Consider the following 14,724-nt stretch of genomic DNA (forward strand, 5'->3'; position numbering starts at 1 on the left):
TCACAGCACACCCAACAATCTCATCGAGTCCGCGCCTAACCCGTACGCCTGCGCAATCGTTTCCGGCGTAAACGTGGAGGAGACTGGCCCCGATGCAATCACTGTCTTATCCAGCAGCGTCACCGCATCGCAGTACGTCGGCACTGTCGAAAGGTCGTGGTGCACCATCACGATTGTTGTGCCATTCTCGCGCATGGTGCGGAGCACGTCGATAATTGTCGCCTCACTTTTCGCGTCAATGCCTTGAAACGGCTCGTCGAGGAAGAACAAGTCCGGGTCCTGTACTAGCCCGCGTGCGAGAAAGACGCGCTGGCGCTGCCCGCCTGAGAGTGCGCCGATCTGGCGGCCAGCGAAATCCTGCATCCCTACGCGTTCCAAGGCTTCGTATGCGGCGGCGCGTTCGCGCTTCCCCGCCCTGCGGAACCAGCCCAGCTTCCCGTACGTACCCATCGTCACCACGTCGAGCACCGTCGTAGGAAAGTCCCAGTCGACGCTCGCGTGTTGTGGCATGTACCCCACGCGGTGGCGCACTGCCTTGAGCGGCTGGCCGAAGAACTCGGTCTCCCCGGTCAGCGTCGGGATAAGCCCCAGCATCGCCTTGATCAGTGTTGACTTGCCGGCACCATTCGGCCCGACGATCCCCATGATGGCGCCCTCGGGGAACCGCACATTCACCTGTTCCAGGACCGGATCAAGGTGGTAGGCAACGGAAAGATTATGCGTCGCGCACGCAAACGTCTGCGTAGTCATGGGTTACTTGCCCCCGAGCGCTGCAGCAACTGCTTCAGCGTTATGCAGGAACGCCCCGATGTAGGTATCCGTTGGCGCGGTGGGGCCGAGGGTGTCGGCGAAGAGCTCCTCGTCAGAAATGGCGACATCCCACCCGCGGGCGTGCACAGCCTCCTGCAGGCTCTTAATCGCCTGCGGGTTCGCCTGATTGTCCTGGAAGATCGTCGGCACCTTGTTGTCCGCGATGAGATCCGCAAGGTCCGAAAGTTCCGACGCCGACAGCTTCGCCTCTGTGGAAACAAAGTCCGTCGCGTACACATCCAACCCGTAGGTCTTGCCGAAGTAGTTGAAGGCATCGTGGCCGGTGATCAAGATGCGTGGCCCAGTGATGTTCGCCAGCATGGTTGCAGCCTTTTCGTTCGCATCCGCGATTTCCGCCTGGTATTTCGCGGCGTTCTCGTGGTACTCATCGGACTTCGAAGGGTCGACCTCTGCAAGCTTGTTTGCGACCTCGCCGACAACCAGGCTCCACGCCTCTGGACTGTTCCATACGTGCGGGTCATGCAGAGGGTTGCCCTCAGCATCGGTTTCTGGCCAGTCAAGCAGCAGATTGTTCGGCAGCTTGTCTCCTACTGCCAGCTGGCGGTCCCCGAGGCTCTCCAGCTGCTTGATCATCTGAGCTTCGAGGTGCAGGCCGTTCCAGAACACCACATCGGAGGACTGAATCTTGTCGATGTCCTTCGTTGAGGGCTGGTAGGTGTGCGGGTCCCCGCCCGGGCCAACCATCGTGGTGACCTCCGCCTCAGGCGCAATGTTGGCGATGGCATCCGCGAGGTAACCCGTGGTTGCGTAGACCTGCAGCGCACCGTCGGCGTTGATGCCGTCCTGTGTCGCCTGGTTGTCCTCGGTAGACGAGCAGCCTGCGAGCCCTACGCCCAAGGCAAGCGCGCATGCAGTGAGGATCCTGGATGTGCGTGACATGAAGTGTTTCCTTTCAAACTAAGGTGTACCTCACCAACTCTAAAGTTCGCCCTACCGAACTTGCAACTTATTATATGCAAACTCACATGAAGATATGGTTGAGCTGCACAAATAGAGAAAGGCCCCGCGGGAGAATTCCCACGGGGCCTTTGTAGAGAGAAGTTTAGAACTTCAGAAGACCTGATGCCCATGCCGCCGCGTAGACCGCCGCCAACACACCGCCGACTGCAGCGATAATGCCGACGATCATCCCCACGTTGTCGGACGCGGACGACTTGTCCGACTGGCCCGTGTTCACACCAGTATCGGTCGGTGGCGCCTGAGGCTTCGGCGTCTCAACGTCAATGCGGTCCGGCTCCTCCGGTGCCTGACGCCCAGCCTTCGGGTCCAGAATCCGGCGCGCAGATTCCTTCAGGCGGTCACTAGCGGTTGGATCCTTCTCGATCTCCTTGCGGATGCGCTCCATCTCTTCCGCCGTGTAGTCAAGAACGGAAACCTGGTACTCCTCCTTGAATACCTCGTCGCCTTCGGCGTTAACGATGCGGATCTCAAGCGGCATCGTCGAGTCCCGCAGCGAGGTTGCATTCTTGATCGGGATTTCAACACGTGCAGAAGGTTCCGCACCGCTGGCGTTAATCTGGCCAGGAACAGTGACTTCGATTGGCTCCGCACCCGTGATCGTCGGGTATTTGGCGTACACCGTGAACTTGTGCAGATCCAGACCGAGGTTGCGGATCTCACCAGTCAGTACGTCGGTTGAACGGTTCGTCACCACCGCCGCATCTTCACCACCGGCCAGACGGAAACCGGCCTTTCCAGGGTTCTGATCTGCAGCAATGATTTCTAGCTCGCGAGCAGAAGTATTGTGGCTTGGCTCCGGAATGTCGTCGGTGCCAACGGTGCCTTCACCTGAGCCAATGTATTTGCCCTTGAGGTTCAGGTTGTCCCAGTCCGCTGGTACAGAGTATTCGCCCTCGTAGCAGACGACGCCGTCCTGTTCGCACTTCTCCTTCGGGTACCTCTTGTCGGTCTTGGGGACCGATTCATAGGCCTGGTCGGAGTAGTCGAAGTGCGACCACTGGTAGAGGTAGTTCATGACCGACTTGTACGTCGGCAAATACGCCTCGGTATCCACCGGGTTCGTCGACAGTGCGCCATTGTGGGTCAGGCCTAGGTTGTGGCCGAACTCGTGCAGGATGGTGTTTCGCAGCTGCTCTTGGTTGGTCACGTTCTCGTGGTAAGACACGTAAAACGCAGAGTCGTTGACCAGGCCGGTACCCGTCGACCAGTCGCCTTTCTCCATCTGGTCGCCGATAATGCCGACGCGGAACACCGACTCACGAGTACCGAGCAGCTCCTGGCGCTTTTGCCCTAGCTTGTCTCGCTTCGACATACCATCCGCGAAGTACAGCGGGGTGAAGTCCTCCGTTGGGCCACCGTGCCTGTTCTCGTAGTTAGGGATGGAGGTGTAGAGGTCACCAGCATCGATATGGAGACGAATCCCGTGCGCAGCGAACTTATCCTCCAGCTCCATCAGGGACTCACGGGAAGGCCGGTACACGTTCGCGTTCGCCTCAGCGCACTTCGCAAACTTCTCAAAGTCTTGGATGTTCGCGCCGAACTTATTCACCTCGTTGCAGTTCAGCGTCTCCCACTCAGACTTCATCCAGTTCAACTGCAGGAACAGATCTTTCTGTCCTACTTTCGCCCCCCACCTGTCGAGTGGAAGCTGGGTCCCGTCAGCAGCGGTAAACCCCACCTTCTCCCACTCATCCGGCAGCCCATCCTGGTCAGTGTCTTTCGCCGTGGGCTGCGTCTGGATGAAGATGTTCGCGGTAACCGACGCCGTCCCCTGAACTGGTAGTTCCTTGTTCCACGCCGCGTACTGGTAGCCGGCGCCGTCTTCGGCAACTTCACCCACCCGGCTAGCTTCGCCAGACTCGATCGCGTGCCCCGCCGCCTTTGAGACGTCAGCACCACGGAAGTTCACCGAAACATCGTAGCCAGGTTTTTCGGCAGGACCGAAGTTAAACCTTCCGCCTCGGTAGGTACCTTGATACTGCGCATACTTTGGCACGGCAGAGAACATCTCAATGTCAATCTTGCGGTCACGCTTCGACTTGTTCGTAGCCTCGACCGTCACGTCCATCGAATTTGTGCCGATCTCAATCGTGCGCGTGATCTGGATTTCGGTGTTCGCATCGTAGTGCGTCAGGATGACCTTGTAACCGATCTCGTTTTCTTCAACGTCAGACTTCGTCTCAGTCGGGAGGAACGCCACCTGCCGCCCGTCGACGGTCAGGACAGTCTGCAGGCTGCTTTCGAGCAAACCGCCGACCGACTGCGGGTTCTGGAACGTCGTGGTCAGCTTCGACCCGTACGCCAGGTCCGAGATAGCAAAGCCTTCAGTCTTCGAATCGTTCTCGATCCAGACGCCGCCGGGAATCTTTTGAACGCCAGCCTCAGCGATGGGCTGCACCCCACCGAAGGCAAGGCCTGCGCACAGCGCGATAGCAAGAGCTCGTTTCATCTTCACTTTTCTCGTCCTTTATCCCGAAACGTCAAATCCGGCGTTCTTCAACGCATGCGTCACCGCATTAAACGGCGGAACATGCTTATTACTGTCCCACAACCAGAAGAGTAAGACACCAAGGCCCTCAGCGGCGATCATGAACGGCACGATCCACCACACGCGCTCCCAGTTCAGCTCCTTTTGCGTCGCTGTTTGCTTAGGCACAACGTGTAGGTCGATCAGCTGCTGTGAGCCATCTTCCCACGTCACAACAACAGGAACGTTAATCTCTTTTGGCTTCTGACTACGTGGCACCGTAGCTCGCACCTCGCCCGTTTCCGGGTTGATATCGACGTTCGCGTCCTGGTTCTTGTAGCTCTTTGGCAGCCCGTAGTGCACACCAGAGAACTGATCTTTCGGCTTGGCAAAGCCCTCTTGCACAGCGTAGTCGACTGTGTTCTTCCTAGCTAACGAGTTAGCAGTTGCCTTCAACTCGATGATTTGGTGCCCACCGGGGAAGTCAACGCGCAGCTTCGCGGTGTAGGTGCTGTCTGCCTCGGTATCTGCCGGAATCTTTGCAGTGACGCGGCCTGTCGCGCGGTCAATGGTGATCGGAATGCCACCGTCGTTTTCGATGGAGAACACGCTGCCGTAGACAGGATCGCCCTCTGGTTCAGCGGTGAACGCCTTACCAGGGGTCACGATTTGCTGTGCATAGCGCAGCTTGTGTGCCTCGAGTTCCTCCGGGCTGAGTTGGTTCACGATGTGCACAGGCAGTGTTACGTACTCCCTTGACCCATCCGTGTAGCTGGCCAGGATGTGTAAGTTGTAATCCTTATCCTCGACGCCTTCGGGAACCACAGCCTCGACGACCCCCGTGGCACTGTCGACGGCGACGTTCCATCCGCGGAGGTCAGCGTTCTTTCTAGCGTCCCAACGGAACTCGGTGCCAACGGGCAGCGGTTCGCGGGAGTTGAGATCTGCAACGAACTTTCCACCTGGCGCCACGCGGGCGTCATCATAGGAGATGTCCGTTACTGTCTTGAGCAGTGGCGGAATCACCTCAAAAGCGGCGTCCGTCTTCAGCTGGCTGCCGTCGGGCATCGTCACGGTCACCGGAATTTTGACGGTCTCCCCGACCTTGGTACCCCTCGAAGCGACGTACTTGACCTCGCCGGTGTTCTTATCGATCGTAGCTTCTGGGTATGAAGTCTCAAACGTCGTCCCACGAGGCACCGGCTGGTTAATGAAGTCGTAGCCGTCTTTACGCAGCGTCAAGCTCGGTGTGATGCTTGAACCGACAGAACCGGGACGAACGTAGCTAGTTGGGTACTTGAAGGCGTACCGATCAGCGCCACTAGCTGATTCCTGCAACTCAATCCTGACGGCAAAGTCAGGTGCATTCGAAGCGCGAATCTTGACGGTGTACACACCGGCCTTCGTCGTTTCGAGTGGTGCAACCTCCACCGTGCCGTCACGGTAGACAGTCACCCATTCAGGAGTCCCACCGATCTTTTCAAACTCGGTACCGGTCTCATTCTCCTCGTTTGGCATGACCACTTTGCGCTCACCTGGCTTCAAGTCAATCTTCGGCCACGTATAGAAAATGGTTTGCTCAGCAGGCAGCTTCAGCGAGGTGATGATGAACGTGTCTTCTTTGACGGTGATCCAACCCGAAACAAAGCGCGGTTTCTCCGGGTCCTTTCCGCCATAGATTTGGTAGCGGTACGAACCTGGGTCGACGATGAACGCAACTGCACCATTCTCGTTGGTGCGCGCAACGTGCGAAGTCTTCCCGTCCTGGCTCACGAACCGTACCTCGGTGTCCTGCAGTGGTGAACCATCGGTATCGAGGAAGAGGTACGAGCGCTTCGCTTTCCCTTCCGGAAGTTCCTCAAACCCCAGCGAGTTTGAAGTATCGACGGCAACTTCGTCGATCACTCCCGGAGAATCTTGCTCGGCACGGGCATATGTTGGAGCACTACCTGCGGACGCAAGCATGATTGAAGTCGCCGTTGCGACCGCGAGCCCGGTTTTACACTTACCTCGACGCACTATTGCCTCTGCCTTACACTTCTTCGAATCACCCATACCGAAAGACGTACGCTTTTAACTTAGTGTATGAACGTCAATTTGCGAACTCCCAGCGCAAAAACGTACACCCCCCAATAACTCATCATGCCCCAGGAACTGCCCTGTGCAGCCTGGGGCATGAAAAGAAATGACTACTTCAGATCCTCCGGAACGGTCCGTGCGGGGTAAATGCGCGGGCGAACACCCGCGATCTCCTCAACAACTCGCACTACCTGGTGGGAGTAGCCATACTCATTGTCGTACCAGACGTAGAGCACGAGGTGCTTGCCGGCCGAAATCGTCGCCAACCCGTCAACGACACCAGCGTGCGTGGTACCGAGCAAATCTGTCGAGACAACCTCAGGCGACTGGATGTAGTCAATCTGCTGGCGCAGGTTAGAATCCGTCGAGACCTTACGGAGGAAGTTATTGACCTCATCCTTTGTCGTCTCGGTTTCGAGCTCGAGGTTGAGCACCGCCATAGAAACGTCAGGCGTTGGAACGCGGATCGCGTTGCCGGTCAGCTTGCCCTCGAACTCGGGAAGCGCCTTCGACACAGCCTTTGCGGCACCTGTTTCCGTCAGCACCATGTTGAGGCCAGCAGCGCGACCGCGGCGGTCCCCCTTGTGGAAGTTGTCGGCCAGGTTCTGGTCGTTCGTGTAGGAGTGCACTGTCTCAACGTGGCCGTGGACCACGCCGTAGCGATCATTGATGACCTTCAGCACCGGCGTAATACCGTTCGTGGTGCACGAAGCCGCGGACAGGATCTGGTCACCGTCCGTAATGTCAGCATGGTTGATGCCGTAGACAATGTTCTTAATATCACCCTTGCCTGGAGCGGTCAGCAGAACGCGGGAGACACCCTTGGACTTCAGGTGCTGGCTCAGGCCAGCCTCATCGCGCCAGACACCGGTGTTATCAACGACGATCGCATCCTTGATGCCGTACTCGGTGTAATCGATGGATGCCGGGTCGTTCGCGTAGATCATCTGGATCGGCGTCCCGTTGGCCCAGATGACTTCCTTCTCGTGATCCACAGTGATAGTGCCGTCAAATGGACCGTGCACCGAGTCGCGGCGAAGCAAAGATGCACGCTTGACGATGTCGTCGTCACCCTTCTTCCGCACGACGACGGCGCGCAGGCGCGCTCCCCCGTACATCGCCTCACGAGCAATCAGAATGCGGGCCAACAAGCGGCCGATGCGGCCGAAACCATACAGCACAACATCGCGTGGCTCGAGCTCCGAGTCCGTATCGACGACGTCGGCAAGCGCCTCGTTCAAGTAGGCCCGCAGATCGCTCGCGCCGGACTTCTTGTAGTCGCTGGCAAGACGGCCAAGGTCAATCGATGCCGTGCCGAGGTTCATCTGAACAAGCTCACGAAGCACCGGCAACGTGTCCTCGAGCGGAAGCTCCTTCTCCACAATGCGACGCGCGTACCGGTGCGCCTTAATAATGTCGATGTCCGTCACACCTACCAGCAGTCGGCCAAAAATCGAGGTGACAACGTTGTTTTCACGGTGAAGCTGGCTGATGAGCGGAAGCATTTCCTGGGCCAGGGTCAGCTTGTGATTCCAGTCCTGTTGGTGCGTTGTATTCGTAGGCGTAGACACAGTCATCCTCTTCATGCGGTAATTGAACAATTGGGAAACGTTTGCCTTGGGGGTACATGACACAGCTGCCGTACCCCCAATACAGGAATTATCGTAGCGTGTATTGGTCCATCTTTGTTACAAATACTCCAGCTAAACCAACCGCACCGCGAGATATGGTTACATCAGTCGCCTTAGGTGGGCTTTGTAGTGCAACGCCAAGTAAACCCGCACCCCACCCCCAAAACACACCCCCGGTGCTGGATGGCGGTATTTGTCCAACGTGGCGTCGACAAGCTGGCGCGAAACTACCTTCGGTACCCTGTGCACGTACATCAACGCATTGGAGGAAACGAATCTATGCCTTGCCCGAAGATCATCGCCCTCGACATGGACGGCACCCTGCTCAACGAACACGGGCGCATTCCCGACGCCTTCTGGGAGCTCCTTCGCCTTGCCGACGACCGCGAAGTCCTGGTCACGCCGGCATCGGGACGCCAGCTCGCGACGCTTCGTGATATGTTCACCACTCATCAGCCTCACACGTTCATCGCGGAGAACGGTTCCGTCGTCTTCCACGACGGCCGCATAATCGACGTGACTGCCATGCCGGAGCAGCCAGTACGCGAGTTTCTACGCGCGTTTGAAACAGCGCCGTTTTCAGCGTCGGCGGTGCTGTGCACCCCCGAGCAGTCCTACTCGCTGCGCGGTGCATCCAAGGAAGTCGAGCAGGAGATTGCAAAGTACTATCACGCCAACACAAACGTGGATTCGCTTGTCGACGTCCCCTTCGAACAACCCGTGAAAGTCGCGCTCTACGTGGACGGTGATGCAGAGCGTGACGCGCTGGCGTGGGTGCAGGCGCACGCGCCTGGACTACACCACGTAGTTAGTGGCCAGCACTGGATCGACATCATGAGCCCAGAGGCAGACAAGGGCAAGGCGCTGCTGGCGATCGCGGACGCCTTGGGCGTGCCTCAGGAAGCAACTGCCGCGATCGGTGATTTCCTGAACGATTACACGATGCTCCAGGCGGCTGGAACAGCGGTTGCGATGGGCAACGCCCACCCGGATCTTAAGACGGTGGCGGACGAGGTCATCGGAACTAACGCTGAGCATGCAGCAGTGCATCGACTTGCTGCATGGCTCAGTGAGCAATAGCGCTTACTTTGCGGACTTGCGCTCCGCAATAGCTCGCTCAAGCTCAGCTTGGCGCTCTTCGAACTCCTGGACTTTCGCCTTCATCTGCGCCATGAGTTCTTCGTGGTGCTTACGGCCGAGCTCGAGGCGTTCCTCAAGCTCGGCCAGTTCCTTCGCGCGTTGTGATTCATCTAGGGTCATGCCCCTATTGTGGCAAATTTTCCACGCCGAAGCGAAGCGCTACTTCCCTTTCGCTAGAAACGACTCCGCGTTCGCAGATTCCCAGTCCTCGCGCCAGTTCTCCGGGACGTCGCCGTCGACAAGCTGACCGTCGCGAAGCCACTCGTAGCGCTCGCGGTACGTCTGGGGTTTCCCGTAGTCGTCGTTGCAGCGAATCATCTCGGGGCGCAGGTCCTTCGGATCTTGCACTCCCATCGCGGCCATGAGGCGCAGCGCTGACGAAACGGTGGCCTTCTGGTACCGCATCACGCGCATTGATTTGTCCTCGACATCCAGGCCACGCTCACGCCACGGGTCTTGCGTCGCGACACCAGCCGGGCACGTACCGAGGTGGCACTCCATTGCCTGCACGCAGCCGACGGCCATCATCATCGCGCGGGCGCTCAGCAGGAAGTCCGCGCCCTGCACCATGCGACGCACCAAGTCGTTGCCGGCGGCGATTTTGCCGGCAGCACCGATCTTGATCTTGTCGCGAAGGCCGCAGCCCACCAACGCATTGTTCACGAACGTCAGGCCCTCTGTGAGTGGCAGGCCCACGTGGTCCTCAAACTCCTTCGGCGCCGAGCCAGTACCGCCCTCGGAACCGTCGACCACGATGAAGTCAGGCAGAATGCCAGTCTCGAGCATGGCCTTGCACACCGAGAGGAATTCCCGACGAGAGCCTATGCACAGTTTGAATCCAACCGGCTTCCCCCCGGAGAGGGTACGCATCTGGTCGATGAAGTGCAGGAGGCCGATTGGGGTATCAAATTCAGAGTGCGCACCTGGGGACGTGAACGCCTTCCCTTCCTCGATCCCGCGAATTTCAGCAACTTCCTTCGTCGCCTTCGCGGCTGGCAGCTCACCGCCCAAACCAGGCTTCGCTCCCTGTGAGAGCTTGAGCAGCGTCATCTTCACCTGTGGCCGCTTTGCCTTCTCTGCGAAGGTATCTGCATCAAATCCCCCCATCGGGGTGCGTGCGCCGAAGTACCCGGTGCCGATTTCCCACACCAGGTCACCGCCGTACTTTTCGTGGTGCGGGGACAGACCGCCTTCACCGGTGTCCTGGTAGAACCCGCCCAACTTGGCTCCCTTGTTCATCGCTTCGACGGCGCGCCCAGACAACGAGCCGAAGCTCATAGCGGAGATGTTCAGCAATGCTGCACTGTACGGCTGGGAGCACTGCGGGCCTCCAATCAGCACGCGCGGCGGCTCCGCAGGCATATCTACGGGGCGCATCGAATGCACCAGGGAGCGGTGTCCCTGCTCGTAGACGTTTTCTTGCGTACCGAACGCAGTGGTCGAAGTCTGCCCTTTCGCGCGCGAGTAGATGAGACTACGAGTGCGGCGGTCGAATGGGCGGCCGTCCCAGTCACGCTCAATAAAGTACTGCTGAAGCTCCGGACGAATCTTCTCGAGTGCCCACCGCGCACGCCCCAAGACTGGGTAAATTCTTCGAATGGAGTGTTTCTTCTGAGTCAGATCCACAGCTGCAACAGTTCCTACCCCCAACGCTGCCGCGATCGACGCTGTTGCTGCCCAGTTGCGCTTGCCTGCCATGATGCTCCTTAGACTAAGTGGCGTGTAGAAAAGCGTTCCTGTTTTCACCGTACGCAAAAAAATAACAAAACAAACTCCAGCCACACTTCATGTGGTGTTTCCCCCTTTCGTTCAACCACCATTGGGGAACTCTCGTTAGGGTGGGGCCATGATTGACTTTTCCCGCCCCGCAAACATCGTCGCGCCGAAACTACTCGGGTGCACACTCACTCATGGCGGGGTCAGCATCGTATTGACCGAGGTCGAGGCATACCTCGGCGAGGAAGACGCCGCCGCGCACACCTATCGCGGCAAAACGGCACGAAACGCTGCGATGTTCGGCCCTCCAGGACACTTCTACGTCTACCTTTCGTACGGCATTCACCACAACGTCAACATTGTGTGCGCACCGGAGGGCATCGGCCAGGGATGCCTACTGCGTGGAGGCAGGGTCATCGAAGGCCACGACATCGCCTATCGACGCCGCCAAAAACCCGACCGCCTTCCCATCGAAGAAGACAACCTGGCGCGTGGCCCCGGAAACCTGGGCGAAGCGTTGGGGTTTGAACTCACCGATAACCATAAATCCGTCTCTTTGACCGCACCTACCGCTCCCCCGGAGTGGGTTTGTGGCCCCCGTATTGGCATCTCGAAGAATGCTGATGCCCCCTGGCGATTCTGGATCCCCGGAGACAAAACTGTTTCCACGCCTCGCGGTTATAAAACGAGCAATAAATACAAGGCATAAATCCTAAACTTTTGGGCGATTTTCTTTAGGTAAGCCTTGCCTTACTATTGGTGGGTCAGCTTGGAGCGCTCGCTCCCCACCTACACACGATCGGAGTCACCGATGACCCTCATCGCCCCTGCGCAGATGCCACTTTCCGTCGCCCTGAAGGAGCAGACCACAGCCGCACACGCAAGTGCCGAGACCTCCCGCTTCATGTCTCACCTCAGCGGAGGCCAGCTCAACGCAACAGCCGTCGCCGAGCTCACCGTGCAGTACTTCCACATCTATTCCGCGCTCGAAGCCGCGGTGCGCCGCACAGCCACTCACCATGCCGTGGCCCAGATCGCCGACCCGAGACTTGAGCGGGTGGACGCAATCTCCGCCGACCTCACAGCGCTACTCGGCGCGGATTGACAAGATCACCATCACCCACTCGAGGCAACGTCGCGCTACGTGGCCGAGCTCAACGCACTCACCCCCAACAACGGCCCCGAGGTGATAGCACACCACTACGTTCGCTACCTCGGCGACATCGCTGGCGGTCAGGCGCTTGCCCGGGTATTTCGCAGCGAATACAACCTCGGCGATAACGCCCTCAACTTCTATAACTTTTCCGCGATTGGGAAAATCCCGCCATATCGTGCGCAATACAAAGCATCCCTGGACGCCATGCAACTGAGCGACGACGAACGCGCCCAACTCATCGAGACAGCAAAGCACGTCTTCACACTGAATGAAGCCGTGTTCCAGGAGCTTACATCACGACTCGACTAGCCCTCGACGCTTGGCGTCACTGCTGTCGAGATACGCAAACACACCCCACACGGCACTTGCCGCCACAAAGGCGGCAAGCACGCCCCCGGTAAGGGTGTAGCGCTCAGGCACGGCGAACAACACCACCAGCGAGACTGCAACCACCCCAGCCCACACCACACCAACGAGAAACCCGGAGCGACGACCTCCGCGCGGTGATGCCTGGTAACGACGTCGCGACGGCAGCGCAGCCAGCGCAAAAACTAGTGCAACCAACCCCAAGCAGGCCAAGGAGCTTACCCACAGATTTCCGGCGCTCACACCAAAGACCACTACGCCAGCAATTACAGCCGACAGTGCACGCTCCCACGGCGCGAACCGCCCTTGAGACACCTCTGAGACGACTGGAATGAGCTCGGTTACAGGCTCCTGGTCCACTACCACAACAACACCCTTTCATAAGGCTATGCTCACCTAACTTTAATTAGGTAAGCTTACCCTCATTTATCCCGACGACGAAGAGTATTTTCCAAGAACTATGTCTATCCGCTACGTATGCGCGTTGGCCACTTCTGCCAGCATGCTTGGCTTTGCAGCAACAGCGTTCAGCCCGCTCCTCATTACCCCTCCCCCTGCTCCGGCACAGGAACAAACCGCGTCACACCGCACTGTATCCACGGGAACAATGGATTGGGGTGTGCGAGAATCGTTCCGTAAGTACATCGAAACCGGCGTCGCCAAGGGGTCCATCTCCACAGATGAAGGGGCAACTCGCTCAGGGACGGCATTCCAATTCCCAGCCGAATCCTCCGCGATTACTGGCCCATCCTCCGGACAATTCAACTTCACCGGCTCAGTCCACTTCAGTGGCCACGATGGCTCTCTCGAGCTGACGCTCAGCAACCCGATCTTGGTGGTCAACGGCACTAACGCAGAACTCCGGGTGGACTACAGCACACGGAAGTATGTCGGCGCAGGAGCTGTGGGCCCTGTCGAAGAAGGACAAAAAGAAGTACTGGCCACCATCACCCTTGACGCCGCACCGGACTTCACCGCAAGCCAAGTGACAATAAGCGGCCACACCTCACTTACCGCTTCTGGGGAAACTATCTTCGCCGGATTCTACGAAGCAGGCGAGCCCCTCGACCCGATCAGTATCGATCTCTCACTCACGGAGGCTTCGGGTGCCGGACCAGTCCCGGACTTCACACTCGGGTCCCCATCAGGAGACAATAGCAACGCAGCTGCTCAGGGGCACAGTGGCGCCACACGTTCAAAGGCGACAAGCGGACCGGCTTTCTGGCTCGGACAGGTAAACGACACGCTCATCGAGGTCAACGGGCTGTTTACCAACGCCGACAAGGTCTTGCGAAGCGCAACGTCGTTACACGAGCGCGCTACATCGTCGCAACAGTCAGCCCGTCCCAACCGCTCTTCGACGGCGCCGGGGACGACTGCTTCGGCTGCCAACACGGCCCCGGCGCGCAACCAAGCATCAGCGCCGACTTCCCCATCGAGCAACGCATCGGCCCACAGCAATCGCGATGCCTCAGCCACAGCACCGTCAGGCGGTAATGCATCTTCAAATACCGTCTGTGATGCTGGCACCTCACACGGAGTCACCTCTGCTGAGGCACAGTGGGGAATCCGGCAGTCGTTCCGTACATACATCCGTGGCAATATCGCGAAAGGAAAGTGGGAGCTCCAAGGCGTTGGAGACAGCGGTAACACCTTTACTTTCAACGGCAATTCGGGAGCAGTTGATTCTGCGACGCGGTCGGGGTCCATCCTCTACCCCGGTTCGATCCGTTTTACCGGGCACGGGGGCGTATTGGACACTCGTTTTTCCAACATGGAAATCCAGTTCTCCGGCAATACCGGCCAGCTGATCCTCAACGCGACGTCGAACACCATGGAAGGCGACCCCCGCGACTACGGGCGCATCGCCATCGCAGACCTCACTTTCACGAACCTCGATGTGAGCGACTCTGCGGTAACCGGTACAGCAGAAGCAACGCTTACGAGCACAGGTTCGGAAGCGTTTGGGCAGTTCTACCCTCCTGGCGATCCGCTCGACACAATTCACTTCACCGCTCAACTCGGCGGATCGGCTAACTGCGCCGAAGGCCAGGGCTCCGTCGGAGGGGCGTCCTCTCCATCCAACAATGCGGCGGGGGCCGACGCTCGAGCGAAACTTCGGAAGTCTACAACATCCTCGTCTACGCCTTCCCGCGGAAGCGTTCTCGACGAGCATTTGGGGGACGCAACTGTTTCGTCCTCTGATCAGCCAGAAGGCGGAAAGTTCCAGATTAAAAACACCGCGCCCAATTCGCGTACAGGGGCGGATGGTTGGGATGACGCGACCGTCGCGACGCTCTTGGTGCTCATTGCCTCGCTGCTTGGCGCAGGCGGTGCGCTCATCAGATTCGCGGTCATCGGATAGGGAGATGTGACAC

11 protein-coding genes and 1 pseudogene are annotated in these 14,724 nt (G+C 58.5%); 4 read left to right on the forward strand and 8 right to left on the reverse strand.

The window, feature by feature from the left end:
• The 5 genes from BJP05_RS06975 to BJP05_RS06995 all read right to left on the reverse strand — a co-directional run bounded on the left by BJP05_RS06975 (position 1) and on the right by BJP05_RS06995 (position 7,908).
• Positions 1-750 (reverse strand): metal ABC transporter ATP-binding protein, encoded by a 750-nt coding sequence (locus BJP05_RS06975; RefSeq protein ID WP_070362789.1) that lies wholly within the window; start codon positions 748-750, stop codon positions 1-3.
• Between the two features lie 3 nt (positions 751-753).
• Positions 754-1,710: a metal ABC transporter substrate-binding protein gene (locus BJP05_RS06980; protein ID WP_070362790.1), complete on the reverse strand. Its 957-nt coding sequence runs from the start codon at positions 1,708-1,710 to the stop codon at positions 754-756.
• A 163-nt stretch (positions 1,711-1,873) separates the two neighbouring features.
• The gene (locus BJP05_RS06985) at positions 1,874-4,246 is read right to left on the reverse strand and encodes a hypothetical protein (RefSeq protein ID WP_070362791.1); all 2,373 of its coding nucleotides are present in this window, start codon (positions 4,244-4,246) and stop codon (positions 1,874-1,876) included.
• A gap of 12 nt (positions 4,247-4,258) precedes the next feature.
• A complete protein-coding gene (locus BJP05_RS06990) occupies positions 4,259-6,223 on the reverse strand; it encodes a Rib/alpha-like domain-containing protein (protein WP_168156189.1) in 1,965 nt (654 codons plus the stop codon).
• A 224-nt stretch (positions 6,224-6,447) separates the two neighbouring features.
• Positions 6,448-7,908, reverse strand: a complete 1,461-nt coding sequence (locus BJP05_RS06995) for a glyceraldehyde-3-phosphate dehydrogenase (protein WP_256006385.1) — start codon at positions 7,906-7,908, stop codon at positions 6,448-6,450.
• A gap of 339 nt (positions 7,909-8,247) precedes the next feature.
• Here BJP05_RS06995 and BJP05_RS07000 point away from each other — a divergent pair, with 339 nt between their 5' ends.
• Positions 8,248-9,048, forward strand: a complete 801-nt coding sequence (locus BJP05_RS07000; RefSeq protein ID WP_070362794.1) for an HAD family hydrolase — start codon at positions 8,248-8,250, stop codon at positions 9,046-9,048.
• A 3-nt stretch (positions 9,049-9,051) separates the two neighbouring features.
• Here BJP05_RS07000 and BJP05_RS11300 read toward each other — a convergent pair whose 3' ends face one another.
• Complete coding sequence (locus tag BJP05_RS11300; RefSeq protein ID WP_168156190.1) at positions 9,052-9,228, reverse strand: hypothetical protein; 177 nt, start codon at positions 9,226-9,228, stop codon at positions 9,052-9,054.
• Between the two features lie 39 nt (positions 9,229-9,267).
• Positions 9,268-10,806 carry an FMN-binding glutamate synthase family protein gene (locus BJP05_RS07005; RefSeq protein WP_070362795.1) on the reverse strand — a complete coding sequence of 513 codons (1,539 nt, stop codon included), beginning with the start codon at positions 10,804-10,806 and terminating at the stop codon, positions 9,268-9,270.
• A 148-nt stretch (positions 10,807-10,954) separates the two neighbouring features.
• Between BJP05_RS07005 and BJP05_RS07010 the strand changes: the two genes are divergently transcribed.
• Both BJP05_RS07010 and BJP05_RS07015 read left to right on the forward strand, forming a co-directional pair.
• Positions 10,955-11,533: a DNA-3-methyladenine glycosylase gene (locus tag BJP05_RS07010; RefSeq protein WP_070362796.1), complete on the forward strand. Its 579-nt coding sequence runs from the start codon at positions 10,955-10,957 to the stop codon at positions 11,531-11,533.
• A 126-nt stretch (positions 11,534-11,659) separates the two neighbouring features.
• A pseudogene (locus BJP05_RS07015) lies at positions 11,660-12,289 on the forward strand (heme oxygenase (biliverdin-producing)).
• On the opposite strand, the gene BJP05_RS07020 reads toward BJP05_RS07015, so the two are convergent.
• Positions 12,275-12,712 carry a hypothetical protein gene (locus BJP05_RS07020; RefSeq protein WP_070362797.1) on the reverse strand — a complete coding sequence of 146 codons (438 nt, stop codon included), beginning with the start codon at positions 12,710-12,712 and terminating at the stop codon, positions 12,275-12,277. The pseudogene BJP05_RS07015 and the gene BJP05_RS07020 sit on opposite strands and share 15 nt — an antisense overlap.
• 241 nt (positions 12,713-12,953) lie before the next feature.
• Here BJP05_RS07020 and BJP05_RS07025 point away from each other — a divergent pair, with 241 nt between their 5' ends.
• Positions 12,954-14,711, forward strand: a complete 1,758-nt coding sequence (locus BJP05_RS07025; RefSeq protein WP_070362798.1) for an HtaA domain-containing protein — start codon at positions 12,954-12,956, stop codon at positions 14,709-14,711.
• Positions 14,712-14,724: the final 13 nt, after the last annotated feature.

Origin of the sequence: Corynebacterium sp. NML98-0116 (assembly GCF_001767255.1) — a bacterium.
GTDB classification, from domain to species: domain Bacteria; phylum Actinomycetota; class Actinomycetes; order Mycobacteriales; family Mycobacteriaceae; genus Corynebacterium; species Corynebacterium pseudogenitalium.

Bases quoted from the DNA above. Each gene is read 5' to 3' on its own strand.
- BJP05_RS11300 (WP_168156190.1), bottom strand. From the start codon at position 9,228: ATGACCCTAGATGAATCACAACGCGCGAAGGAACTGGCCGAGCTTGAG.
- BJP05_RS07000 (WP_070362794.1), top strand. From the start codon at position 8,248: ATGCCTTGCCCGAAGATCATCGCCCTCGACATGGACGGCACCCTGCTC.
- BJP05_RS06980 (WP_070362790.1), bottom strand. From the start codon at position 1,710: ATGTCACGCACATCCAGGATCCTCACTGCATGCGCGCTTGCCTTGGGC.
- BJP05_RS06975 (WP_070362789.1), bottom strand. From the start codon at position 750: ATGACTACGCAGACGTTTGCGTGCGCGACGCATAATCTTTCCGTTGCC.
- BJP05_RS06990 (WP_168156189.1), bottom strand. From the start codon at position 6,223: ATGCTTGCGTCCGCAGGTAGTGCTCCAACATATGCCCGTGCCGAGCAA.
- BJP05_RS07010 (WP_070362796.1), top strand. From the start codon at position 10,955: ATGATTGACTTTTCCCGCCCCGCAAACATCGTCGCGCCGAAACTACTC.
- BJP05_RS07025 (WP_070362798.1), top strand. From the start codon at position 12,954: ATGGATTGGGGTGTGCGAGAATCGTTCCGTAAGTACATCGAAACCGGC.
- BJP05_RS07005 (WP_070362795.1), bottom strand. From the start codon at position 10,806: ATGGCAGGCAAGCGCAACTGGGCAGCAACAGCGTCGATCGCGGCAGCG.